This is a genomic window from Pseudomonas sp. PF05 (genome assembly GCF_056521845.1).
This window is the reverse complement of sequence record NZ_JBWLPW010000002.1, coordinates 415,203-437,722: the sequence shown is the minus strand read 5'-3', so window position 1 is coordinate 437,722 and position 22,520 is coordinate 415,203. Positions and strand designations below refer to the sequence as shown.

The window sequence follows — 22,520 nt, the reverse complement described above, 5'->3', positions numbered from 1 at the left end:
GGAGGTGCTCATGTCGGCTTCCCGTGTCTTGATCGCCTGCTGGATGACGCTGGCCGTGCTGAGCACCGGCACCGTCGCCCTGGGCCAGATCGCGGCTAGCGAGCTGGTGTCCATCGCCATCCTGGCGGTCGCGGTAGCCAAGGCCTGGCTGATCGCCGACGGCTTCATGGAACTGCGCCACGCGCCGCGATTGTGGCGGCGGTTGGTGTTGAGCTGGGCGGCGCTGCTCGCGACCGTTATAGGGATCGTAATCTCGTTCGCCCTCTGAATCCCGACACACCCCCTGTGGCGAGGGAGCTCACTCGCGCTGGGCTCTGTAGGAGCTGGCGAAGCCTGCGATCTTTTGATCTTGATCTTGATCTTTCGCTTGAGATTCAAGTGTCTGGGGAAAGATCGCAGCCTCGTTGCACTCGTCAGCTCCTACATAGCTCCTACACCGCTCCTACAGGCCCAGCGGGAGCAGCTCCCTTGCCACAAAAACTCACCCGCCTTTCGGGCTGTGTTGGAACAACCCACCAAAACCATCGGAGATTCTTGATCGCCATCAAGCGGTTTCACACCCCTCGCTTCCTAGAATGAACACGCCAAGCAATGAGGAAGTGACCATGTCAGATACCTTCACCAAAGGCATGGCCAGGAATATTTATTTCGGGGGAAGCATCTTCTTTTTCCTGATATTCCTGGCCCTGACCTACCACACGGAACAGACCTTTCCAGAACGCAGCAACCAGGCGCAATTGACGGAATCGGTGATACGCGGCAAGGGCGTCTGGGAGCGCAACAACTGCATCGGCTGCCACACCCTGCTGGGCGAGGGCGCGTACTTTGCGCCGGAGCTGGGCAACGTGGTCAACCGGCGCGGTGGCGACGAGGCCTTCAAGCCTTTTCTCCAGGCGTGGATGAAGATGCAGCCTTTGAACGTTCCGGGCCGTCGGGCCATGCCGCAGTTCAACCTGAGCGAGCAGGAAGTCGACGATATCGCTGAGTTCCTCAAGTGGAGCTCGAAAATCAATACCAATGGCTGGCCGCCAAACAAGGAGGGCTGAGAGATGAGCATGGCTAATCCGCATCTGAAATTCGCCTCGCAGGCCGTCGCCAAACCCTACTTCGTGTTTGCCTTGATGCTGTTCCTGGGGCAGGTGTTGTTCGGTTTGATCATGGGTCTGCAATACGTGGTCGGCGACTTCCTGTTTCCGCTGATCCCTTTCAACGTGGCCCGCATGGTCCACACCAACCTGCTGATCGTCTGGCTGCTGTTCGGCTTCATGGGCGCGGCGTATTACCTGATACCGGAGGAGGCCGACCGCGAACTGCATAGCCCGAAACTGGCGATCGTGCTGTTCTGGGTGTTCGCTGCCGCGGGTGTGGCGACGATCCTGGGCTACCTCTCGGTGCCTTATGCGACGCTGGCGAAATTCACCGGCAACGACTTGCTGCCAACCATGGGCCGGGAGTTCCTGGAGCAGCCGACCATCACCAAGATGGGCATCGTGGTGGTGTGCCTGGGGTTCCTCTACAACATCGGCATGACCCTGCTCAAAGGTCGCAAGACCACGGTCAGCATGGTGATGATGACTGGGCTGATCGGCCTGGCGGTGTTCTTCCTGTTCTCCTTCTACAACCCGGAAAACCTGGCTCGTGACAAGTTCTACTGGTGGTGGGTGGTGCATCTTTGGGTGGAAGGCGTCTGGGAACTGATCATGGGTTCGATGCTTGCCTTTGTCCTGATCAAGATCACCGGCGTGGACCGCGAAGTGGTCGAGAAGTGGCTCTACGTGATTATCGCCATGGCGTTGATCACCGGCATCATCGGCACCGGCCACCACTTCTTCTGGATCGGCGCGCCCGAGGTCTGGTTGTGGGTCGGCTCGATCTTCTCGGCGCTGGAACCGCTACCGTTCCTGGCCATGGTGATCTTCGCTTTCAGCATGGTGAAAAACCGTCGTCGGCAACACCCGAACCGCGCCGCCACGTTGTGGGCCAAGGGCACCACGGTCACCGCGTTCTTCGGCGCGGGCGTCTGGGGTTTCCTGCACACCCTGGCACCGGTCAACTTCTACACCCACGGTTCGCAACTGACCGCGGCCCACGGTCACCTGGCCTTCTACGGTGCCTACGCCATGATCGTGATGACGCTCATCAGCTACGCCATGCCACGCTTGCGCGGCTTGGGTGAAGCAGCGGACGAACGCTCGCAGCGCCTGGAGATCTGGGGCTTCTGGTTGATGACCTTGTCGATGGTGATGATCACCTTGTTCCTCACCGCAGCCGGTGTCGTCCAGGTCTGGTTGCAACGCTGGATGACGGATGGCAGTGCCTTGCCGTTCATGGCCACGATGGATCACTTGAAGCCGCTATTCTGGGCGCGACTGGTCAGCGGCGTCGGCTTCCTGGCCGGGTTGCTCTGCTACCTGTTCAGCTTCCGTCAACGCGGCCGTGCGGCCCTGCGCGCACCGGCGGCGGTGGTGCCTTCTTGACAGGTCACCACTGAATCCGTGGCGAGAGAGCTTTTGTGGCGAGGGGGTTTATCCCCGCTGGGGCGCGAAGCGGCCCCCTACATCCTGTCTGAAACACCGCAGTAGCAGACGTTTCTGGGGCTGCTTCGCAGCCCAGCGGGGATAAATCCCCTCGCCACAATGGGTTCGGCTTAAGAGGAGATAACCATGGCATTCACCCTCGAGCTGGAAGAATGGGTCGGCAGTGTCTGGCACCGTTTCATCACCCGTCGGGCCAGTGTCGATTTTCCTGAAGCACGGGTCGAACTGGTCCCCCGGCAACGCTCGTTGCAGGTGCTGTTTCGCGCCACCGGCGGTGCGCCTCACCTGGGGGTGGAAGCGGTCAGTGATCGCGACCTGCTGCTGCGGCGCAACCTGTTGCAGCAGATCGCCGGCACCTGCAAGCAAGTGCCCCTGGCCTGTTGCGATGGCGACAATCTGCGGCTGCCGGCGAGCCTGGCGGCGTTCCCCGATGTCGGGCTCAACGAAGAGCTGTATCGCTGGCTCGCGTTGCTGGCCGCGCAATCGGGGCCGATGAAGCACTGGGGGCGGGACAATCAGCGCTGGACCCTGGCGCTGTTGAAACGCTACCCGGCGCTGCGCCCTCGTTACCGGCGGCTGGTGGACGCACACCTGCCCCTGCGCCCCGATCCGGCCACGCTCAACCCGGCCGAAGCCGCCTTGGAGCGGGCGTTGTGCCAGGCCTTGCGCGAACCGGGCAGTGTCGAACGTTTTCCACGCAGCGAGCGGGCAGCCTGGCCGTTGCCGCTGTGGCTATACCCACCCCAGCACCTGGCCAATCCCCAGGCCGCCAACCTTGAGGAGTCCGAGCAATACCTGGCCACGCCCCCCGGCGAACAGCAGGGCGGGCGCAAGCGCGCCGAGCGAATCGACGACACTACCCGTGACGGTGGGCTGCTGATCGTGCGCCTGGAAAACCTCTTCAGTTGGACCGAGCACGTGGACCTGGATCGCTGGGCGGATGACAGCGAAGACCCGGACGCCGCTCGTGTCGCCGAGGACTTGGATCAGTTGACGCTTTCGCGCACCCGCTTGCGCAAGGGCGGTGGCTTGAAACTGCACCTGGACCTGCCGCCGGCCGATGTGGATGACATCCCGTTGGGCGCAGGCATCCTGTTGCCGGAATGGGACTACCGCAAGCAACGGTTGCAGGACGACTTCGTCAGCCTGCAAACCTTCACTCCTCGCGATTGCCAGCCCCAGCCGTTGCCCGCACGCCTGCGAAGCTCGGCCCAGCGCTTGCGTCGCCAGTTCGAACACTTGCGCAACGATCGTCAATGGTTGCGCCAGCAAACCCAAGGCTCGGAACTGGACCTGCAAGCCTGGCTGGACTTTCATGTCGAGCGCCAGCACGGGCAGTGCAGCGAACGCGGGCTGTTCATGGACCAGCGCCAGACCCGCCGCGACCTGGCCTGCCTGCTGCTGGCGGACCTGTCGATGTCCACCGATGCCCACCTCAATGACGAGCACCGTGTGATCGATGTGATTCGCGACAGCCTGTTGCTGTTCGGCGAAACCCTGTCGGTGTTGGGCGACGACTTCGCTTTGTACGGGTTCTCTTCCCTGCGCCGCCAGCAGGTGCGCATGCATGAACTCAAGGCGTTCAACCAGCGTTATGACGACCACACCCGCGGACGCATCCAGGGCCTCAAGCCCGGATACTACACACGCATGGGCGCGGCGATCCGCCAGGCCACGCAACGGTTGGCGGGCTGCAAGCGGCGGCGCAAATTGTTGTTGCTGCTCAGTGACGGCAAGCCCAATGACCTGGACCTCTACGAAGGACGCTACGGTGTGGAAGACACCCGCCAGGCGGTATTGGAAGCCCGGCGCCAAGGGCTGACGCCGTTCTGCATTACCATCGATCGCGAAGCGGGGGATTACCTGCCGTACATGTTCGGGGCCAACGGCTACACCTTGATTCGCCAGCCCGAGCAACTGCCGCTGCGTCTACCGCAGTTGTACCGGCAATTGACTCAGGATTGAGGGTTCAGACGATGTCGCGGGGCAGCCAGAAGAACATGACGATGCAGAAGATCGTCAAGCCGACACAAAACCAGGTGAAGCGCCGCAACCGGCGCTCACTGGCCTTTGCGGCCTCGACTGGCAGGGGCATGCCGCACTGGCGACATTCGGTTTCGTGTATCGGGTTGGCTTGTTGGCAATACAGGCAGGTGGGCTGTGTAGTCATTCGAACTGTTCCAGGCGCAGGCGATCGAGAATGGCGATCTGGCGACCATCCTGAGTGATGATTTTTTCATCGATCAGGCGCCGGATGATCCGCGAGAAGGTTTCCGGCTGGATCGACAAGTGCCCGGCGATCAATTGCTTGGCCATCGGCAATTCGAACTGGCTGTCCACGGTTTGCAGGCGCACCAGTTGCGTCAGCAGGTAGCGCACCACGCGGTGAGTGGCGTTCTTCAGCGACAGGGTTTCAATCTCGTTGACCCGTTGGTGCAGGCGCACGCAGAGCTTGCCGAGCAGGGCGAAGGTCAGCCGGCTGTTGCTTTGCAGCAGGCGCATGTAGGTGGCGTTGGACAGCCGATACACCTGGGTCGGGCCGACGGCTTCGGCGGACGCGACGTAGTTGGGGGTGTCCATCAGCATCATGGCTTCGGCGAAGGTCTGGCGCTCGCCGATCACTTCGAAGACTTTTTCCTGGCCGTCCGGGGTCAGCCGGTAGATTTTCACCGCCCCGGAAATCACGAAGTAAAACGCCTGCGCCGGTTCTCCCTGGCGGAACAGTGGATCACCCTTGTCGATGTTCAGCAACTGGCTGTTACTCATCAATTCGTTGAGCTCTTCTTCGTTCAAGGGCTCGAACAGGTGATGGCTGCGCAGAATCTGATGATGGACGCGGTGGAGCACCATGGCATGGAATCCTTGTGATTGCGAAAGAGGTGTTCGGGGTCAGACCAGGTTCAGGGACAGACTGCTGGCCAGCGCCACGACGCAGGAGAGCAAGACGAACCAGGTAAGCGGTAGGACGACAGATTTCATGGATGACCCCGACAAGAAAGGTGATGCCGTGCCTGAGCAAGAGCCGGGCCAGGCCTGCGGGCGTTGATTCGTTGGGCGCTGGCGCTGATGTGGGTATAAATGACCCTGGCCTGTTAGGGTTAAAACAACCATTAAAGGGTAACTAATACCCCATTCAGCTACAGTCTTTATGGGCGCGAGCCGTTGTGGGAGCAAAGCTTGCTCGCGATGAACGATAACGCGGGCCAGCTGTAGACCGCGGCGTCTTCATCGCGAGCAAGCTTTGCTCCCACAACGGCAAGCCCCTTGCAAGTGCTTGTTCGAAGCGGGAGGTTGCCGATGTGCTGGCTTGATCTGAGACAAGGCCGGCCGACGTCGATAGCCGATCATTCGAACCCTGGTTTGTCGTACCTCGCTGGCGGTTCAGCGAGGCAAAGGAGTGGTGTATGCAAGTGCTTGACCGTCGCAAGGCCATGGCCATTTTGCCGTTGTGGCGCCTGGCGTTCCGGCCGTTCTTTTTGGCCGGGTGTGTATTGGCGTTGTTGGTTGTTCCCCTTTGGCTCGCGGCGTTCACCGGACGGTTGTCGACCTGGCAGCCGGCCGGCGGCTGGTTGGCCTGGCACCGGCATGAACTGTTGTTCGGTTTCGGCCTGGCGATCATCGCCGGGTTCCTGCTGACGGCGGTGCAGACCTGGACGGGTACCCCGGGGATCAGCGGCAAGCGCTTGGCGGCGCTGGCGTCGTTGTGGCTCGGTGCACGGTTGGCCTGGCTGGTGGATGCGCCCTGGCCGTTACTGGCGCTGCTGGAGTTGGGGTTTGCCCTGGCGGTCGCGGCGTTGATGGGCGTGATGTTGTGGCGTGTGCGGCAGAAGCGCAATTACCCGATTGTCCTGGTATTGCTGCTGTTGGCCGCCGCCGATGCGTTATCCGTATACGGCCTGGTGCAGCACAACGAGGGCTTGCAGCGCCAGAGCGTGCTCACCGGCCTGTGGCTGGTGGCGGCGATGATGGGGTTGATCGGCGGTCGTGTGATTCCATTCTTTACCCAGCGCGGCCTCGGTCGGGTCGAGGGCGTTGCCCCTTGGCCTTGGCTCGATCGCCTGTTGCTGGCAGGGTCGGCGCTGGTGGCGTTGCTGTATGCCTTCGGTCCGGCGCTGGCGGCCAGCGTGTGGGTCGGCCTGTTGTTCGCCGCGTTGGCGGTGGGGCACGGGATTCGACTGGTGCGTTGGCATGATCGGGATTTGTGGCGAGTGCCGCTGCTGTGGTCGTTGCACCTGGCCTATGCCTGGCTGGCTGTGGCGTGCCTGGGCATGGCGCTGTGGCACTTCGGCGTGCCGGTGAACCCGAGCCTGGCGGTGCACAGCTTGACCATCGGCGCCATGGCCGGTTTGATCCTGGCGATGATCGCCCGTGTCAGCCTGGGCCATACCGGGCGCGCCCTTGAGCCGCCAGCGGGCATGACCCTGGCGTTCATCCTGCTGAACCTGGCGTGCCTGAGCCGTGTGCTGTTGGTGCTGCTGTTGCCGTTGGCCGCGCTGTGGCTGGCGACGCTGTGCTGGATGTTGGCGTTCGGTCTATACGCCTGGCGCTATGGGCCGATGCTGCTCAAGGCTCGGGTGGATGGGCATCCGGGATGAGCCGGTTGGGCGGAGGAAATCGATAATGTACGGGGTCTTGCTGGTTACGCACCTGCTGGCGGCGATCGCCTTCATTGGCACGCTGTTTTTCGAGGTCTTTATCTGGCATAGCGCTCGCCGGCCGCTGGCGCAAGGCACCCGGGACGCTGCCGACCAGGCCATTGCCCAGCGCTCGCGGCACGTGCTGCACGGCGTCGTGCTGGTGCTGTACGGCGCCGGCATGGCCCTGGCCTGGCAGCATCGCGGCGCGTTGAGCCAGCCGTTGAGCAACAGCTTTGGCCTGCTGCTGAGCCTGAAGATCCTGCTGGCGCTGAGCATCATCGGTCACTATTTGTGGCTGGCGTACTGGCTCAAGAGTGGTCGCCTGACGCCGCGCCGCGCCTGCTGGTTGCGCCGCAGCATCCTGGGGCACATGGTGCTGATCGTGGTGTTGGCCAAGGCGATGTTCTATTGGCAGTTTTGAGCTGCGGATGAGGGCGGCAAATTAGAGCTGCAAATGTGCAAATGAGAGCTGCAAATGCCTGTGGGAGCAAAGCTTGCTCGCGATGGCTGTGAATCAGTCAACATTGATATTGACTGACACTACGCCATCGCGAGCAAGCTTTGCTCCCACAGGAGTAACACAGAAGTAATGGGCAATGTTTGAGGGTCAGCGAACAGGCTTCATCGCATTGACGAACAACACATTGTTTTCCAGGTGGATGTGCTGCATCAGGTCATCACGAAACTCCACCAACCCGCGATACAGGGCGCGCCAGGTGTTGCAGGCGTCGGCGGGCGGGGTGATCTGGTCGGTCAGGGCGAGCATGGTTTCCAGGGCTTCACCGTGCTGGTCGTGTTCGTAGCGCAGCACCTGGATCGGCGCCGAGGCCCGTTCGCCCAGGCCTTGTTGCAGCATCGGGAACAGCACCTGTTCTTCCTTGAGCATGTGGCCTTCGAGTTCCTGGTACATGTCCTGCAGGTGATCGGCCAGGCCGTTGGGGCAACTGGGCCGCGCACCGTGGACCTGCTCGACGCGCCGGGCCAGGCGGATCAGTTCCGGCAGCTGTTCGCGATGGCGTGCGTGGTAGCGCTCCAGGATGTGGGCAATCAAGGTCGCCTGGGGCTCGTCGCGCCAGTCATGGCCCAGTTCGCCGGCAGCTTGCAGCGTGCGCAGGGCATCGGCGATCAGCAGCGGGTTCAGGCCTTTGCCCAGGGCCGCGTCACGCAAGGATTTTTGCCCACCACAGCAGAAGTCGAGGTTGTAATGATGGAAGGTGCGCGTGGCACCGGGAATATCGCAGGCCAGTTGGCCAAGGCTTTGTTCCAGCAGATCGAGGCTCATCACGTTTCCTTGGGTTGAATCCCGGGGAGGGACAGATAAGCGGACGTTGCAGCCAGCGTGCCATATGTAACTGACTGAAAATTAAGCATTAAATTTTTGCCAGGGTGATTGTCACCCTGACTGTGAAGGGTCAAACGAACCCTGGAGGGTCATCACTACCATGCTGCGTGAAAGCCTGGCCGCCGACCTGATCGTCGAGCTGCCCAATGCGGTGCGATTGCAGCGCCTGGTGCAGACCCTGCGCGAATACTTCAACAGTGGCGCCGTGGGGCTGCTGCGCCTGGACGATGACAGCCTCAGGCCCGTGGCCACCGTGGGCCTGGTCCACGAGGCGCTGGGACGGCGCTTCGTGATTGCCCAGCACCCGCGCCTGGCGGCGATCATGGCGTCGCGCGAACCCACCTGGTTCGAGCCGGACAGCCGTTTGCCGGACCCTTATGACGGCTTGCTCGATAACCACGTCGGTGAACCGCTGCCGGTGCATGACTGCATGGGCGTGAGCCTGTACGTGGAAGGCCGGCTCTGGGGCGCGATCACCCTGGATGCGTTGCATGCCGGCACTTTCGACAGCCGCGCTCGCGAGGAGCTCAAACGCTGCACGTTGCAGATCGAGGCCGCCGTGCGGGTCACTCGGCTCGAGCAGGAAAACCGTAGCTTACGGGCATCGCGCAGCGATCCGGCGGACTTGCGCCTGCCCGCAGAGGAGGGTGAGATTCTCGGGCGCAGCGAGGGGTTGCAGCAGTTGCTCAACGAGCTGGATGTATTGGCCGATTCCGAACTGCCAGTGCTGTTGCTCGGCGAAACCGGTGTCGGCAAGGAGTTGTTCGCCCGGCGCTTGCATCGCCTGTCCCGGCGCGGTCACAAGCCGTTGGTGCAGGTCAACTGCGCGGCGTTGCCCGAGTCCCTGGCCGAAAGCGAGTTGTTCGGCCACGTCAAAGGCGCGTTCTCCGGGGCGACCAGCGACCGCGCCGGGCGCTTCGATGCGGCCAATGGCGGCACGCTGTTTCTCGATGAGGTCGGCGAGTTACCGTTGAGCGTGCAGGCCAAGCTGCTGCGCACCCTGCAGAACGGCGAGATCCAGCGCCTGGGGGCGGACAAGCCGCTGCACGTCGATGTGCGGATCATCGCCGCCACCAACCGGCACCTGCCCGACAGCATTCGCGACGGGCTGTTTCGCGCCGACCTGTACCACCGGCTCTCGGTCTACCCGGTGCCGATCCCGCCACTGCGCGAGCGCGGCCACGATGTGTTGATGCTGGCCGGGCACTTTCTCGAACTGAACCGCACACGCCTGGGCTTGCGTGGGTTGCGCCTGTCGCCGGCGGCCGAACAGGCGCTGCTGGCGTACTCCTGGCCTGGTAATGTGCGGGAGCTGGAACACGTGATCAGTCGCGCGGCGCTCAAGCAACTGAGCCGCGGCGCCAGTCGCAGCCTGATCATGACCCTGGAACCGCAGGTGCTGGATCTGGACGTCAATGCCAGCGCAGCCTCGGCCCAAGCGCTGCCGGAACAGGCCCTGCAAGCGTTGGATGCACCCGTGCAACCCTTGAGCGAGGCTGTCGACGGTTGCCAGCGACAGGCGATCCTCAAGGCCCTGGAACGCTGCGGGCAGAACTGGGCGGGGGCGGCGCGGCTGTTGGAGGTTGACCCGAGCAACCTGCACAAGCTGGCGCGGCGGTTGGGGCTCAAATGAGTCTTTGATCGCCTGTTCCTGAGTCAGGCCCTGACCTGTAGGAGCTGTCGAGCGCAGCGAGGCTGCGATCTTTCCCGGGACACTTGAGTCTCAAGCGAAAGATTAAAGATCGCAGCCTCGCTGCGCTCGACAGCTCCTACAGGGGGAGGCCACATTGATGGTGGTCAAGTCGGACCCGGATGGCCAGGCGCACACTGGCGCAAACCCATCGTGGAGATCACCGACATGCCCCTTTCCCTGGCCAAAATGCGCCGTCAGTACACCCTCGATGGCCTGGACGAAATCCAGGCACCCGACCACCCCATGGCTTTGTTCAGGCTCTGGATGCAACAGGCCCGCGATACCGAAAGCCCACCGGTGGAAGCCAACAGCATGGCCCTGGCGACGGTGGACGAGCAGGGTCGGCCTCATTGCCGGATCTTGTTGCTCAAGGGATTCAGCGACGAAGGTTTCTCGTTTTTCGGCAATTATCAAAGTGGCAAGGGCCAGGATCTGGCGGTCAACTCCTGGGCGGCCATGACGTTTTTCTGGCCAGGGCTGGAGCGGCAAGTGCGGATTGAGGGGCCGGTCGACAAACTCGATCCGGCATTGTCGGATGCCTATTTTGAATCCCGTTCTGTCGCCAGTCGCCTGGGCGCCTGGGCGTCGCCACAAAGCCAACCACTGGAGGGCAGGGCAGCACTCGAAACCTTGCTGGCGCAAACCGAAAAACGCTTTGCCGATCAACCCGTGCGACGCCCCGACCATTGGGGAGGCTATTGCCTGCGGCCCGAACGGCTGGAATTCTGGCAGGGCCGCGCCGACCGTTTGCACGATCGCCTCGACTACCGCCTGCAAGACGGTGCCTGGCAACGTAGCCGCCTGGCCCCCTGAATGGATGCTTTTGTAGGAGCTGCCGAGCGTAGCGAGGCTGCGATCTCTTGATCTTTTGATCTTTTGATCTTTCGCTTGAGACTCAAGTGCCTCGGGAAAGATCGCAGCCTCGCTTCGCTCGACAGCTCCTACAGCAGCTCCTACAGCAGCTCCTACGCAGGACAGGATCGTTCCTGCATGGGGCGCCGAGGGAGGTACCTCCAAGGAGGAATAGGCCTGGCCACGATTGCGGTTCAGGCTGGGCCATCTTTTCTGACAGGACGGCTGATCATGGCCCATCTGACGCAACGCCTCTTTCAACCGCTGAACATCGCGGTGCTCACCATCAGCGATACCCGAACTTTCGAAACCGACACCTCGGGCCAGACCCTGGCGGACCTGCTGAAAACGGCCGGGCATGTGCTCATCGACCGTGGGCTGGTGAAGGACGATATCTACCAGATCCGCGCCCAGGTTTCCCAGTGGATTGCCGACCCCAAGGTGCAGGTGGTGTTGATGACCGGCGGCACCGGGTTCACCCCGCGCGACAACACCCCCCAAGCGGTGGCGCCGTTGCTGGACAAACACGTGGACGGTTTCGGCGAGCTGTTCCGCCAGGTGTCGCTGGCGGAGATCGGCATGTCCACCCTGCAATCGCGCGCCTTGGCGGGCATGAGCAACGGCGTGCTGGTGTGCTGCTTGCCGGGTTCGCCTGGGGCCTGCCGGACCGGTTGGGAGCAGATCCTGGCCGGGCAACTGGACAGCCGCACCGGCCCGTGCAATTTCACACCCCACCTCAAGCCGCAACCCGGTATTACCCTGGAACCTTGTGAGGCGCGTTCATGAGCAGCGGCGCGTGTGGCAGCGCCTGTGACAGCGGCGCGCTGATGCCGGTGGATGAAGCTATCCGCTACCTGTTGGATCAGGCACCGCTGCCGCCTTCGGTGCAGCGGGTGGCGCTGGACCAGGCCTTGGGCCGAGTGCTGGCGGCAGACATTCGCAGCCCCATGAACCTGCCGCCGTGGGACAACAGCGCCATGGACGGTTATGCCCTGCGGGCCGCCGACCTGCCGGCCGGCGGGGGGCATCTGACCTTGGTTGGGCGCATTGCCGCCGGAGAGGCACCGGGCCAACCGTTGCAGGCCGGGCAGGCGGTGCGAATTTTCACCGGCGCGCCGCTGCCACCGGGGGCCGACACCGTGGTGCCCCAGGAAAGCTGCCGGGTGGAAGGGGAGCGGGTCTGGTTGCCACCGGTCAATGGCGGGGAGCATGTGCGCAAGGAAGGCGAGGAAATGCAGCGCGGGGACCGTTTGCTTGCCGTCGGAAAACGCTTGCGGGCCCAGGAGCTGGGGTTGCTGGCCGGTGCCGGGATTGCGCGGGTGGACGTTTATCGACCCTTGCAGGTTGGCCTGCTCAGCAGCGGCGATGAACTGCGCGAGCCGGGCGAAACGCTGGCACCGGGACAAATCTACAACAGCAATCGTCACAGCCTCGCGGCACTGCTGCGCGGCTGGGGCCTGGAGGTACATGACTACGGCGTCATGCCCGACAAACTGCTCGCCAGTCGCCAAGCCTTGAGCCTGGCGGCGGCCGAATGCGACTTGCTGCTGACCTCCGGCGGCGTGTCGGTGGGCGAGGAAGATCATCTCAAGCAAGCCATCGAAGCACTGGGTAGCGTTGACCTGTGGCGCCTGGCGATCCAGCCGGGCAAACCCCTGGCCTTTGGCGAGGTGGCCGGCAAACCCTGGATCGGGCTGCCGGGTAACCCTTCGGCGGCGCTGATCACCATGTTGATTATCGTGCGCCCGTTTCTGTTCCGGGCTCAGGGCATGGAGGACGTGTTGCCTGTGGCGTTGCAGTTGCCGGCCGGGTTCGACTGGCCAAAGCCCAACCGGCGACGGCAGTACCTGCGGGCGAAATTGGCCCCGAGCGCCGATGGCTCGCTGTGTGTCGAGCTGCATCCCCAGCAGAGTTCGGCCATGTTGGCGGCCGCGTGCTGGGCCGATGGCTTGGCCGTGGTGGAGTGCCAGGCGCAAGTGCACAAGCACGACAAGGTGATGTATCTGCCGTTCGCGAGCTTGATGCATTGACGGCAATTGATTGCCGTCAAGGTGGCCGGCCGAGGTCTGGCTAGACTGGCGGCGCCCTTAGTTTTCTCACGAGGATGCCCCATGCAACTGGTTTGCCCGGCAGGGAATCTGCCTGCCCTCAAAGCGGCGGTGCGCCAAGGCGCCGATGCCGTCTATGTCGGCTTTCGCGATGACACCAATGCCCGGCATTTCGCTGGGCTGAACATGGACGACAAACAGTTCGATGCGGCTGTCGCACACATTCGTCAGCACCAACGCAAGCTGTACGTAGCGGTCAACACCTACCCGCAGCCCAAGGGTTGGGAGCGCTGGCAACGGGCGGTGGACCGTGCCGCCGATTTCGGCGTGGACGCCCTGATCGCCGCCGACCCCGGCGTGCTCAGCTACGCCCGCCAGCGTCATCCACAGTTGGCGTTGCACCTGTCGGTACAAGGCTCGGCGACACACGCCGCGGCTTTGGCTTTTTACGCCGAGCGCTATGACATCCGCCGCGCCGTGCTGCCACGGGTGCTGTCACTGGCCCAGGTGCGACAGGTGGCGGCGGGCAGCCCGGTGCCGATCGAAGTCTTCGGTTTCGGCAGCCTGTGCATCATGGCTGAAGGCCGTTGCCACTTGTCCTCCTACATCACCGGCGAATCACCGAACCTGTGCGGCGTCTGCTCGCCCGCCAAGGCGGTGCGCTGGAGCGAGGATGCCCAAGGCCTCAGCGCACGCCTGAGCGAGGTGCTGATCGACCGCTACACCCCCGAAGAACCGGCCGGATATCCGACCCTGTGCAAAGGCCGCTTCCTGGTCGGTGGCAAGCGTTTCCATGCGCTGGAAGAACCCACCAGCCTCGACACCCTGGACCTGCTGCCGGAGCTGGCGGCTATCGGCGTCGAAGCGGTGAAGATCGAAGGTCGCCAACGCAGCCCAGCCTACGTTGAACAAGTGACCCGGGTCTGGCGCGCGGCACTGGATGCCCACCAGGTCGCGCCGCAACGGTTCCGGGTGCAGGAAGAATGGCGCCAGGTGCTGGCTGGCTTGTCCGAAGGCAGCCAGACCACCCTGGGTGCCTACCATCGATCATGGCAATGAGGGGAGGCCAGATGAAACTCAGCCTGGGACCGGTCCTGTTCTACTGGGACAAAGCGCAACTGGGGAATTTCTATGCCGAGATGTCGGCATTGCCGCTGGACGTGATTTACCTGGGGGAAACCGTGTGCTCCAAACGCCGGGCGTTCTCCCTGGATCAATGGTTGGGGTTGGCGCGTGAGCTGCAAGCGTGCAGCCAGGCACAGATTGTGTTGTCGAGCCTGACGCTGATCGAAGCAGCCTCGGAGCTGTCCTCGCTGCGACGCCTGTGCGACAACGGCCAGTTGATGGTGGAAGCCAATGACATGGGCGCGGTGCAGTTCATGGCTGAACGCAAACTGCCCTTTGTGGGAGGCCCGGCGTTGAACCTGTACAACGGCCACGCCCTGGGGCAATTGCTCGACAGCGGCCTGGTCCGCTGGGTGCCGCCGGTGGAGTGCTCGGCGGCGCTGATCGGCGATGTGCTGGAGCAGGTGCGCGAGATGGACCGCGAGGTGCCCGAGGTGGAGATATTCGCCTACGGCCATCTGCCTTTGGCGTACTCGGCGCGCTGCTTTACCGCCCGAGCCGAAAACCGCCCCAAGGACGACTGTCAGTTCTGCTGCATCAACTACCCCGACGGCCTGGCGTTGAGCAGTCAGGAAGGCCAGCAGTTGTTCACCCTCAACGGTATCCAGACGATGTCGGGCGAGGTGACGAATCTACTGGCCGATTACAACGCACTCATGGCCAGTGGCGCCGACCTGCTGCGCCTGAGCCCGCGTGCCCAGGGCATGGCCGAGGTGGTCACGGCCTTCGACAAAGTGCGTCAGGGCGAGGCACCACCGCTGTTCGTGGACGGTTGCAACGGTTACTGGCACGGCCATGCCGGCATGTTGAAAGTAGAGGAGGCGGGCCTGTGTTGAGTCCGAAGAAGTGGGCACTCAAAGGTGCCGACCGCTTGCTGCCGCTGGTGGGCAAGGTACCGTTTGTGGTGCAGCGCCTGGCGTTGCAGCAGGCGCTCAATCGCTGCCTGGCCGAGCCGCTGCGCGACGGCGGGTTCGAGGTGCTGCGTGGGCGCTGGTTGTGCCTGCGCGTGCCCGACCTGAAGTTGTGCTGGTACCTGACCTTGGCGCGGGAGGGGTTACGCATTGCCGAACGGGCCGAGGCCCAGGTCACCATCAGCGGCAACTGGCGCGAATTCCTGTTGCTGGCCAGTCGTCAGGAAGACCCTGACACGCTGTTCTTCCGTCGCCGCTTGGTGATCGAGGGGGATACCGAGTTGGGGTTGGCGTTGAAGAATTTGATCGACAGTCTTGATCCGGACGTCCTGCCACCGTGGCTCTGGCGCAATCTGGAGCGGGCAGGGAAGGGGTTGGCGGCGGGGTGAGAAGTTGAGTTGCTGTGATCGACGCAGATCCAGTGTATGGCTTGCCTGCGATATAGGTGGCCTCACAGCCGGCCTGGCTCCTGCGGATGTAACCCATCCATGTGGGAGCCGAGCTTGCTCGCGATGGCGGCCTGACAGCCGACCTGTCCGCGTATCCCCGCAATAACCTGGTAGCGCGAAGCCCTTTACCTGAGAGTTCATGTGTTCACTCCAAGCACCGACTGACCACAGAAACATAACTTAGGTGAGAAAGTTATTTCAGAGAGAGCACTAGGTAACTGTCAGATCAAGTCTGAATCTCTACGCCCCACGGAAACGCTCGGTGACAATCGGGCTAGCGCTCGTCGAAAACCTTCCACTTTGGACACATCTCCCCGGGTTCTGTGGGTAATGACGCCATAGGCGTAAGGGAATAAACCCTCCAGCCAGTCTCGTGGGTGGATCTCGACGCTGTTCTCCAGTGTCGCGACGACCCAGTCGGGGAGCCATGACATATCGCGGTCCGAGAAATTGACTTCGCCTGCTATCAGTAACGCCAGGGTGGTGCGCAGCGACGACTTGTCCTTCAATAATCGCTCTTGCAGCGCTTGGCAAGCGTCCGGGTTATCCAGTAACACTCGAAGATCGTTGGGCTTGCTCAGCTTCAGTGAGGCCGGAAGCAGCGCAGACAAGGCCGGTAACGAGTCCATCCAGCGTTTTTGCACCTCCAGATCAATCCCGACGAAGTCCAGCGCAGGGGGCGCAATCGGAGCGTGACGGATAACCGTGGGTGTCAGGTAGCGCAGGCGAAGGCTCATGATGTCCATAAAGAGCCGGTCACTGGCGCATAAAACCTCCGCGGTAGGTGCGGTGCGCGGTGTGGTTGATGGCGGTGGGCCGATAATGAACGTCGCATTGCGTCGATGGGGCAGGTGATGAATATCGCCCCAGCTGTCGTTCAGGCAGTGGGCGAGCCAAGCCTGGGGCGTAGGGCCGTTGAACGGATCCAGGTTCATGGGAACGCCAAAACCGTTGAACACCACGTGACCAAGAGGGTTGAGGCGGCTCTTCAATAGTTGGTGGAATCCATGATCAAACACGATCGGGGCATAACCGCTCTGGGTGTAGAGGTCGACAATAATGACGTCGTACCGGTCGGGGGTGACGACCAGGAAGTGCGCGGCATCGGCGACCACGCTGTCAAAGTCGATATGCGCTGAAAGTCGGTTCCGGTTGTCGAGGCTGCGCACAAGTGAGGTCTCGTCCAGATCAACGGCCAACAGACTGGCCACTCTGGTGCTGGCTGCGATCGGCGCCAGCGCCACACCGTCCGAAAGCCCCAGCATCAGCACCGAGATTCGATCCTTGGACGGGTCGCCCAGAAAACCGGTACAGCCCATGTCGTCATAATATTGGCCACAGAAGATCTGTTCATGTCGAGCAGATTCAGGTCGATCCTTGAATTCCAGCATATTGAAAGGCAACTCCGTTTGTAAGAGGCTGGGGTACGGCGAGGCGCGTCAGTGCGCAAACGCTTTAGGGTATTTGTCCAGATAGGCATCATTGAGCTGGGTATCCTGGGAGCGCATGAAAGTTTTAAAGTCGGGTACCAGAAAGACCAGCAAAGACAACAGCAGTACCATGGCGCCCAGCAGCGTGATTGTCAGTGCAACCCCCAAAGAGGCGATCAGGGTGTTCATCGCGAAACTGCCCAAGGGGCTGGCCGCCGCAGACAGAAATGAAACCGTTGCAAAAATCCGGTTGCGATGGAGCTTTGGCGTTGCCAGCAACCTCACAGCGGAAGTGGGGATGTTAATCAACATCAGGCCGACGCCGCCGCAGAAAAAGGCCGCGGGCACGATGAACGACGATGAAACGGTCCCGACCACTACAAGGTTGCACCCCAGCAATGCGAAACCTGCGGACACACACATGTCACGGGGGACCCGGTCGGATAACCAGCCGATGATCTTGTAACTCCCCGCCAGAATGCCCAGTCCGAAGCACGAATCCAGAAGACCGATGTAAGTGACCGGGTATTGGATGACGTCCTTTACATACAATGGGATCAGGATGGTGAAGAACGGAAACAGGGCAAAGTTGATCAGCATTGCAATGATGGCCAGGTAAAATTCGACTTTCACTCCGTAAACTACTTTGAAGCCGGAATAGATCATGCTAAAGCCGCTGGCACCCGGGGCTTTTTCGCCTTGGTCAGTGGCGCCGATGGGGCTCGGGATGGTCGCGATCAACGCCCCGGCGATGAGAATTGCAAAAAAATCGGCGGCAAAGGCGAACGTGATACCGAATCCGTAAATCAACCCGCTGGCCAGTACCGGTCCCAGCAGAATGGAAAAGGACGACATCACGCTTTTGGTCCGAAAGGCCAGGGAGACTTTATCGTCGTCTGCAAACAAAGGAATGATCGAAGCCTGGAGAGGGTCGCGTACGCCGACGATCGCACTGCTGATCATCATCAGCGCGCCCACCGTCCAGGGGTTGAACGACCCCGTGGCGGACAGTACCACCATCAACAGCGCTGTCAGCAGGCTAATCCATGAGGCCAGCTTGATGATCAGGATTTTGTTGTACTTGTCCCCCAGCCATCCCAGCAGGGGTTTGGCTAACACCTCCGTCGCGATGGAACAGGCAATCATGTTGGCGAAATAGAGCGCTGAGCCTGTTTCCTGCAAGGCCCACCAGGCCACCGCCAGTTGATTGCAACGTCCCCCCAGAACCATCAACAAAAAGCTGAATTGCACTTTCAGAAGACGCCGGTCGATGCCGGGAAAGCCCCACGTAATGCCTGAAAAATTTGCACTCATTGACGTACCTTTGATCCGGATAAGGTGGCTGCGCAATCAGGGGTGTTCAAAAAAAGACGAGGTACGTTCATTAGGGTAAATCTCCAGATACCGCTCGATGCCACCCTCAAGGCTATAGAGTTCTGCTTCCTGACTGACGGTACGAATTGCCAGAAGGGCCGCCTTGCTCCTGATGCCGGATTTGCAATAGAAAACGATACGGCGGGCGGTATCGAGTTCTTCCTGGCGCTTGATGATGTCTTTGAGCGGAATCGGTCTGCCGCCTAGCGAACCTTGCTGATGCTCGCTGACATCGCGCACATCGACCAATTGAAATGGCGCTTGTGTCGCTATCCAGTCATGCAGGGTGTCGGGTGATAGCCAGTCGCTATCGCGCCACGCAGGCGTGGTCGTAGCGCCAAGCGTTCTCGCAGGGGGACGGTCCCTTGTTTTTTTGTTGATGTTCAACAGGTGGAAGGTGTTGTCCAGGCAGTCGATAGACAACAATTGCCCGCTCAATGGCTCCCCGGCACGAAGGATGAGCTTGAGTACTTCGTTGGCCTGAAAGCAACCGAGCAAGCCAGGTATGACGCCAAGAACGCCCGCTTCCGAACAGTTTTGTGTCAAGTGCGGTGGCGGCGGTGTTTTGAACAGATCCCGGAAGCACGGCCCCCGTTGTTGAGTGTGCCGGTTGTAATAATTAAATACCGACACCTGCCCCTCGAACTGACTGATTGAGGCGTAAACCATCGGTTTTTCACACTCGATACAGGCGTCACTGATGAGGTATTTGGCGTCGAAGTTATCAGTAGCGTCGACGATGATGTCGTATTCCGCCAGCAGCGAAAGGACGTTGTCCGGGTTCAGCGTGGTGGCAACGGTGTGGACTACGATGTCGGGGTTCAACTGATTGATGCGACGTTTGGCTGCCACTACTTTCAGGTCACCTACATCGGCAATCGCATAGAGAATTTGTCGGTGCAGATTGCTCACGTCGACAATGTCGTTATCAACGATGCCGATCGTCCCGACGCCAGCACCTGCCAGGTACAAGAGTACCGGGCAGCCCAGTCCCCCGGCGCCGACCACCAGCACCTTGCTGTCTTTGAGACGCTGTTGCCCCTGAGCGCCGACTTCGCTGAGGATGATTTGGCGGGCGTAACGGGAGGTGTCTGTCTTCAGGTTGCATTGCATGTCAGCCACCTGCCACTGCGTTGATCAGAATCAATTGCGCATTGCTGTCCAGGGGACAACGGCGATCATGCTCACTGGTCACGGGCATGCCGTCGACGAACAACCCCACGAACGGCAGCGGGTACAGGTCCTCAGAGAAGACCGGGCCAATCAGGTCGGGAAACCGTGCGGTCAGATTGTTCAGTACATCGCTGACACACAAGCCCTCAGTGACGTATGTTTTATGCTGTTCGGTGTAAAACATGAACTGCCGGGGAAAGTGTACGACGGCCATAGGTCATCCTTGAGCGGTGTTAGTTGTCAGGTCGCTGGAAAACGCATCCAGCCTGGAGGTGATCAGTTTTCCGATTTCGGACAATTCGGCCGAGGCCTGGAGAGTGGCCAGACTTTTGAGGAAGTACTGGTGCAAGTAGTCGAGTCGTTCGGGACGAGCTCGCCCGGAACCGCTGACCAGCAACCGCTGGTGGTAGTTCACGGCGCCGACCGCAAACAGGCAAGCCAGCAAGACACCCCTAGGGTTCTTGCCTCCGGTTCCTGATGGCAATATGTAGTCGTTCGAACTGTCCTTGAGCTGGAAGTCGTAAATCTCAGCGATCAAACTGGACCAGATATGGGACAGTTCATGCACCAGTAACTCTTCAAGGTCCGTCATGCTGGTAAATGCGGCTTCGCCCAGAAACATTTGTTGCGGCAGCACCGGATTGGTCAGACTGACTTGTTGAGTCAGCAACTTATGTATATTCACCGGCAGGTCCAATAATTTGGTCCATTCCGGCAGCAAGGCTTTGAGGTTGCTCTTCGCTTCGGCCAACATGATCTGCTCGGCGTTACCGAGGGCTTGATGGGGTGGGAACGAGGGCGAACCTTCGACGTGCCGAGTATACAGGGTGGTGGCAAAATCTGGTTGCAAATAGGTGGTTAAAGGCAACTCGCCTCCCTCGATATTTTTACGTACAACGGCGACGAGCGTTAAAAGTTTTGTGCTATTGAACATGGGGTGCACAAAGGGTAAACCATTTATTTCACACAGTATCTCTGATGGCGACATTCTGTTTCACCGTCCTTGTCCATGGTTGTAATTTGAGAAAATCGATCAAGTCCAGACTCTTTATTCTGTAGCCGGAAAAATTGGCCAAGGCGTTGTCTATTTGTTTCTCCGCGACAGGGAGTGCCAGCAAGGCTTCTTTCAAGCAATTTAATGTTCGATGTCCGTACCACATGTTTTTCAGGTAATGAAGTATGTGTTGCTCTTGTGCCGGCGTAATGATCCGTTCAGTCGTCCACTGTCTTAAAAACTGCCTGATATGAATAAGTGGTTCGCTGAGCGAAAGAAATGGCTCTTGTGCTTGATGTATTAGGGTCACTTCGTCGTCGGACATGTCCGGATCGCTGGCGAATTGTCGATACACTTCACCAAAGCCTGTCATTCCCAGCGTATCCATTTCACAGGCGCGAATGGCACCCATGGAGGATAATCCCCAAATGCGCCAACCCGCACTCAGGGCGTCGAGTATCTCGGCATGGCCGACGGCAGGGTGAGCATGGAACACGCCATCGACTATGGCGAGGTTCGAAGGGGGCGATTGCGCCACCAGGCGTTCGATATCGCCACGCTTGACGGGCGGGCGTAACACCAAGCCACCACCGCACAGTAACTGATTGTCTATTCCTTGCAGGGAGGGGCCCGCAAACAGCGTACATGTCTCAAGCGCATTGTTTGACATACGTAAGTAACCTCGGACCGACCCTTTTTAAACCGGGTTCAAAGGCTTCAAGCCCCGGAATTATGATTCTGATCACAGTAATGTCGTCCGTCGCTTTACTGAGCAAAACCCTTAGCACGGTACTGAGCCCGACACTTTGCAACCGCTCAATGAGCAACTCCCAGGCCGATTCGATCGTTGGGATCGCGGCTTCCTGGCAGTCGATGGAGGAGTAATCAATCATCTGGTCCCGGGAAGTGGCCACGGTACGCAACCGTGAGATGGCGTGAAGTTCGACCGAACGGCCCTTCTTCTCGAAGTATTTGACGCGCTCGATGATGTCGTCCCGGCCCCCGTGGATGTGGCTTAAACGGCTTTGGGCCGCCTCGCAGATAGCCCGGATCAAGGCGATTTCCTTGATGGGATGTAACCCTGAACCGGTGGCCACAGAGATGGGCGCCTGGGAGGATTCTTCCATGATAAAAGCCTGAAAGTAGGCCAGGCCAAAACAGTTCTCGGTGTAACGAACCGACAGGCTTAATCCCGCGTCATTGATTTTATTGATGAGGGAGTCGGTTTCTGCGCTGTAGCGGTCCAGATTGACGAGGCAGGAGCGGTCATGCAGGTGATTAAAGGCTTGGACATCGCGCTCCATGAGTTCGCAAACAGCGTGTACCGAGGCTTCCACCAAGTCATTGCCTGAAGCCAAGCCACTGGAGCTTTCCCCGAAGAGTTGTTGCCCGGGGTTTTCGGGGTAGGGAATGAACACCAGTTCGGCGGGTGCAAGCACCTTTTGCTTGCGCAATACATCCTCAACTTCGATGGCCATGATGAGCGAATCAGCATCGGCAGAGAAGCCATACAACATGCAGAACTGATTGAAAACTATTCGTCCTTCGTGGCTTTCAATGAGTTGCCTCGGCGTGGTCTTTAACAGCTTCAGTTGCGCCGTGTTGTATTGCGCAAGGCTGAACTCGATGGCTTCCATGTACGCGCCTATTTTGGCTTCTGCTGATCTGAGGCCTTTGCCAGCATTTACGCACAGCGAACCCTTCAATGCATCGGGTCGTATACTGGCAAATACCGGAATTCCAATACGGTCCAGCCAAGTTGTGTCGGTTACTCGGGTAATGCCCAAGCGCGGGGCCATATTGTTGACGATATTTTTTAATGTTTCTTCGGCACTGCGGCGACGAAGGCTTGAACTAAGCCTTTGCATAATTGGCCACCTTTAACTGATGAAGGTATAAGCAAGCATCATGTTTGACGCAATAAGAAACGGGAGGGAATGACTTCCCTCCCGTTT

General features: G+C 60.4%; 23 protein-coding genes. 13 read left to right on the top strand and 10 right to left on the bottom strand.

Going from position 1 to position 22,520, the window contains the following annotated elements; all coding sequences use genetic code 11:
• The first annotated feature begins 10 nt into the window (after window positions 1-10).
• From AC09SL_RS06980 to AC09SL_RS06965, 4 genes are all read left to right on the top strand, one after another.
• A complete protein-coding gene (locus AC09SL_RS06980) occupies window positions 11-268 on the top strand; it encodes a cytochrome C oxidase subunit IV family protein (RefSeq protein ID WP_058546350.1) in 258 nt (85 codons plus the stop codon).
• Between the two features lie 337 nt (window positions 269-605).
• Complete coding sequence (locus AC09SL_RS06975; RefSeq protein ID WP_003202495.1) at window positions 606-1,046, top strand: c-type cytochrome; 441 nt, start codon at window positions 606-608, stop codon at window positions 1,044-1,046.
• Window positions 1,047-1,049: 3 nt separating this feature from the next.
• On the top strand, window positions 1,050-2,477 hold the full coding sequence (locus tag AC09SL_RS06970; RefSeq protein WP_058546351.1) for a cbb3-type cytochrome c oxidase subunit I: 1,428 nt from the start codon (window positions 1,050-1,052) through the stop codon (window positions 2,475-2,477).
• Window positions 2,478-2,663: 186 nt separating this feature from the next.
• Window positions 2,664-4,502, top strand: a complete 1,839-nt coding sequence (locus AC09SL_RS06965; protein WP_058546352.1) for a nitric oxide reductase activation protein NorD — start codon at window positions 2,664-2,666, stop codon at window positions 4,500-4,502.
• Window positions 4,503-4,506: 4 nt separating this feature from the next.
• Here AC09SL_RS06965 and AC09SL_RS06960 read toward each other — a convergent pair whose 3' ends face one another.
• Both AC09SL_RS06960 and AC09SL_RS06955 read right to left on the bottom strand, forming a co-directional pair.
• On the bottom strand, window positions 4,507-4,707 hold the full coding sequence (locus AC09SL_RS06960) for a hypothetical protein (RefSeq protein ID WP_003202489.1): 201 nt from the start codon (window positions 4,705-4,707) through the stop codon (window positions 4,507-4,509).
• The gene (locus AC09SL_RS06955; protein ID WP_046065833.1) at window positions 4,704-5,387 is read right to left on the bottom strand and encodes a Crp/Fnr family transcriptional regulator; all 684 of its coding nucleotides are present in this window, start codon (window positions 5,385-5,387) and stop codon (window positions 4,704-4,706) included. The genes AC09SL_RS06960 and AC09SL_RS06955 overlap by 4 nt, the downstream gene beginning before the upstream one ends.
• A gap of 554 nt (window positions 5,388-5,941) precedes the next feature.
• On the opposite strand from AC09SL_RS06955, the gene AC09SL_RS06950 reads away from it, so the two are divergent.
• Window positions 5,942-7,132 carry an NnrS family protein gene (locus AC09SL_RS06950; protein WP_058546354.1) on the top strand — a complete coding sequence of 397 codons (1,191 nt, stop codon included), beginning with the start codon at window positions 5,942-5,944 and terminating at the stop codon, window positions 7,130-7,132.
• A 25-nt stretch (window positions 7,133-7,157) separates the two neighbouring features.
• Window positions 7,158-7,595 carry a hypothetical protein gene (locus AC09SL_RS06945; protein WP_058546355.1) on the top strand — a complete coding sequence of 146 codons (438 nt, stop codon included), beginning with the start codon at window positions 7,158-7,160 and terminating at the stop codon, window positions 7,593-7,595.
• A gap of 186 nt (window positions 7,596-7,781) precedes the next feature.
• Here the strand turns inward: AC09SL_RS06945 and ytfE are convergent, their stop codons facing one another.
• Window positions 7,782-8,456 (bottom strand): iron-sulfur cluster repair protein YtfE, encoded by a 675-nt coding sequence (ytfE, locus tag AC09SL_RS06940; RefSeq protein ID WP_058546356.1) that lies wholly within the window; start codon window positions 8,454-8,456, stop codon window positions 7,782-7,784.
• Between the two features lie 160 nt (window positions 8,457-8,616).
• Between ytfE and norR the strand changes: the two genes are divergently transcribed.
• The 7 genes from norR (at window position 8,617) to ubiT (ending at window position 15,534) form a co-directional block, all read left to right on the top strand.
• The gene (gene norR / locus AC09SL_RS06935) at window positions 8,617-10,149 is read left to right on the top strand and encodes a nitric oxide reductase transcriptional regulator NorR (protein WP_058546357.1); all 1,533 of its coding nucleotides are present in this window, start codon (window positions 8,617-8,619) and stop codon (window positions 10,147-10,149) included.
• Between the two features lie 225 nt (window positions 10,150-10,374).
• Window positions 10,375-11,022 (top strand): pyridoxamine 5'-phosphate oxidase, encoded by a 648-nt coding sequence (gene pdxH, locus AC09SL_RS06930; protein ID WP_058542398.1) that lies wholly within the window; start codon window positions 10,375-10,377, stop codon window positions 11,020-11,022.
• A 270-nt stretch (window positions 11,023-11,292) separates the two neighbouring features.
• The gene (gene moaB / locus AC09SL_RS06925; protein ID WP_058542399.1) at window positions 11,293-11,847 is read left to right on the top strand and encodes a molybdenum cofactor biosynthesis protein B; all 555 of its coding nucleotides are present in this window, start codon (window positions 11,293-11,295) and stop codon (window positions 11,845-11,847) included.
• Window positions 11,844-13,091 (top strand): molybdopterin molybdotransferase MoeA, encoded by a 1,248-nt coding sequence (locus tag AC09SL_RS06920; RefSeq protein ID WP_058542400.1) that lies wholly within the window; start codon window positions 11,844-11,846, stop codon window positions 13,089-13,091. The genes moaB and AC09SL_RS06920 overlap by 4 nt, the downstream gene beginning before the upstream one ends.
• 81 nt (window positions 13,092-13,172) lie before the next feature.
• Entirely contained in the window at window positions 13,173-14,168 is a 996-nt protein-coding gene (gene ubiU / locus AC09SL_RS06915; protein ID WP_058542401.1) for a ubiquinone anaerobic biosynthesis protein UbiU, read from the top strand.
• Between the two features lie 11 nt (window positions 14,169-14,179).
• Window positions 14,180-15,070 carry a U32 family peptidase gene (locus AC09SL_RS06910; protein WP_058542402.1) on the top strand — a complete coding sequence of 297 codons (891 nt, stop codon included), beginning with the start codon at window positions 14,180-14,182 and terminating at the stop codon, window positions 15,068-15,070.
• Window positions 15,064-15,534 (top strand): ubiquinone anaerobic biosynthesis accessory factor UbiT, encoded by a 471-nt coding sequence (gene ubiT, locus AC09SL_RS06905; RefSeq protein ID WP_058542403.1) that lies wholly within the window; start codon window positions 15,064-15,066, stop codon window positions 15,532-15,534. Before AC09SL_RS06910 ends, ubiT begins: the two co-directional genes overlap by 7 nt.
• Before the next feature lie 281 nt (window positions 15,535-15,815).
• On the opposite strand, the gene AC09SL_RS06900 is transcribed toward ubiT, so the two are convergent.
• Genes AC09SL_RS06900 through AC09SL_RS06870 form a run of 7 tightly spaced genes read right to left on the bottom strand, consistent with a single transcriptional unit; the run spans window position 15,816 to window position 22,433 of the window.
• Entirely contained in the window at window positions 15,816-16,985 is a 1,170-nt protein-coding gene (locus AC09SL_RS06900; protein WP_058542404.1) for a spermidine synthase, read from the bottom strand.
• Window positions 16,986-17,033: 48 nt separating this feature from the next.
• A complete protein-coding gene (locus tag AC09SL_RS06895) occupies window positions 17,034-18,338 on the bottom strand; it encodes an MFS transporter (RefSeq protein WP_058542405.1) in 1,305 nt (434 codons plus the stop codon).
• Window positions 18,339-18,374: 36 nt separating this feature from the next.
• A complete protein-coding gene (gene moeB, locus AC09SL_RS06890) occupies window positions 18,375-19,511 on the bottom strand; it encodes a HesA/MoeB/ThiF family protein (RefSeq protein WP_058542406.1) in 1,137 nt (378 codons plus the stop codon).
• A gap of 1 nt (window position 19,512) precedes the next feature.
• Complete coding sequence (locus AC09SL_RS06885; protein WP_058542407.1) at window positions 19,513-19,785, bottom strand: MoaD/ThiS family protein; 273 nt, start codon at window positions 19,783-19,785, stop codon at window positions 19,513-19,515.
• Window positions 19,786-19,788: 3 nt separating this feature from the next.
• A complete protein-coding gene (locus AC09SL_RS06880; protein ID WP_153388117.1) occupies window positions 19,789-20,505 on the bottom strand; it encodes a hypothetical protein in 717 nt (238 codons plus the stop codon).
• 28 nt (window positions 20,506-20,533) lie between these two features.
• Window positions 20,534-21,235 carry a TfuA-like protein gene (locus tag AC09SL_RS06875; protein ID WP_077505737.1) on the bottom strand — a complete coding sequence of 234 codons (702 nt, stop codon included), beginning with the start codon at window positions 21,233-21,235 and terminating at the stop codon, window positions 20,534-20,536.
• A complete protein-coding gene (locus tag AC09SL_RS06870; RefSeq protein WP_058542410.1) occupies window positions 21,216-22,433 on the bottom strand; it encodes a YcaO-like family protein in 1,218 nt (405 codons plus the stop codon). The genes AC09SL_RS06875 and AC09SL_RS06870 overlap by 20 nt, the downstream gene beginning before the upstream one ends.
• Window positions 22,434-22,520 lie beyond the last annotated feature (87 nt).

Coding starts and splice junctions, on each gene's coding strand:
- AC09SL_RS06980 (WP_058546350.1), top strand. CDS start 11: ATGTCGGCTTCCCGTGTCTTGATCGCCTGCTGGATGACGCTGGCCGTG.
- AC09SL_RS06975 (WP_003202495.1), top strand. CDS start 606: ATGTCAGATACCTTCACCAAAGGCATGGCCAGGAATATTTATTTCGGG.
- AC09SL_RS06970 (WP_058546351.1), top strand. CDS start 1,050: ATGAGCATGGCTAATCCGCATCTGAAATTCGCCTCGCAGGCCGTCGCC.
- AC09SL_RS06965 (WP_058546352.1), top strand. CDS start 2,664: ATGGCATTCACCCTCGAGCTGGAAGAATGGGTCGGCAGTGTCTGGCAC.
- AC09SL_RS06960 (WP_003202489.1), bottom strand. CDS start 4,707: ATGACTACACAGCCCACCTGCCTGTATTGCCAACAAGCCAACCCGATA.
- AC09SL_RS06955 (WP_046065833.1), bottom strand. CDS start 5,387: ATGGTGCTCCACCGCGTCCATCATCAGATTCTGCGCAGCCATCACCTG.
- AC09SL_RS06950 (WP_058546354.1), top strand. CDS start 5,942: ATGCAAGTGCTTGACCGTCGCAAGGCCATGGCCATTTTGCCGTTGTGG.
- AC09SL_RS06945 (WP_058546355.1), top strand. CDS start 7,158: ATGTACGGGGTCTTGCTGGTTACGCACCTGCTGGCGGCGATCGCCTTC.
- ytfE (WP_058546356.1), bottom strand. CDS start 8,456: ATGAGCCTCGATCTGCTGGAACAAAGCCTTGGCCAACTGGCCTGCGAT.
- norR (WP_058546357.1), top strand. CDS start 8,617: ATGCTGCGTGAAAGCCTGGCCGCCGACCTGATCGTCGAGCTGCCCAAT.
- pdxH (WP_058542398.1), top strand. CDS start 10,375: ATGCCCCTTTCCCTGGCCAAAATGCGCCGTCAGTACACCCTCGATGGC.
- moaB (WP_058542399.1), top strand. CDS start 11,293: ATGGCCCATCTGACGCAACGCCTCTTTCAACCGCTGAACATCGCGGTG.
- AC09SL_RS06920 (WP_058542400.1), top strand. CDS start 11,844: ATGAGCAGCGGCGCGTGTGGCAGCGCCTGTGACAGCGGCGCGCTGATG.
- ubiU (WP_058542401.1), top strand. CDS start 13,173: ATGCAACTGGTTTGCCCGGCAGGGAATCTGCCTGCCCTCAAAGCGGCG.
- AC09SL_RS06910 (WP_058542402.1), top strand. CDS start 14,180: ATGAAACTCAGCCTGGGACCGGTCCTGTTCTACTGGGACAAAGCGCAA.
- AC09SL_RS06900 (WP_058542404.1), bottom strand. CDS start 16,985: ATGCTGGAATTCAAGGATCGACCTGAATCTGCTCGACATGAACAGATC.
- AC09SL_RS06895 (WP_058542405.1), bottom strand. CDS start 18,338: ATGAGTGCAAATTTTTCAGGCATTACGTGGGGCTTTCCCGGCATCGAC.
- moeB (WP_058542406.1), bottom strand. CDS start 19,511: ATGCAATGCAACCTGAAGACAGACACCTCCCGTTACGCCCGCCAAATC.
- AC09SL_RS06885 (WP_058542407.1), bottom strand. CDS start 19,785: ATGGCCGTCGTACACTTTCCCCGGCAGTTCATGTTTTACACCGAACAG.
- AC09SL_RS06880 (WP_153388117.1), bottom strand. CDS start 20,505: ATGTTCAATAGCACAAAACTTTTAACGCTCGTCGCCGTTGTACGTAAA.
- AC09SL_RS06875 (WP_077505737.1), bottom strand. CDS start 21,235: ATGTCAAACAATGCGCTTGAGACATGTACGCTGTTTGCGGGCCCCTCC.
- AC09SL_RS06870 (WP_058542410.1), bottom strand. CDS start 22,433: ATGCAAAGGCTTAGTTCAAGCCTTCGTCGCCGCAGTGCCGAAGAAACA.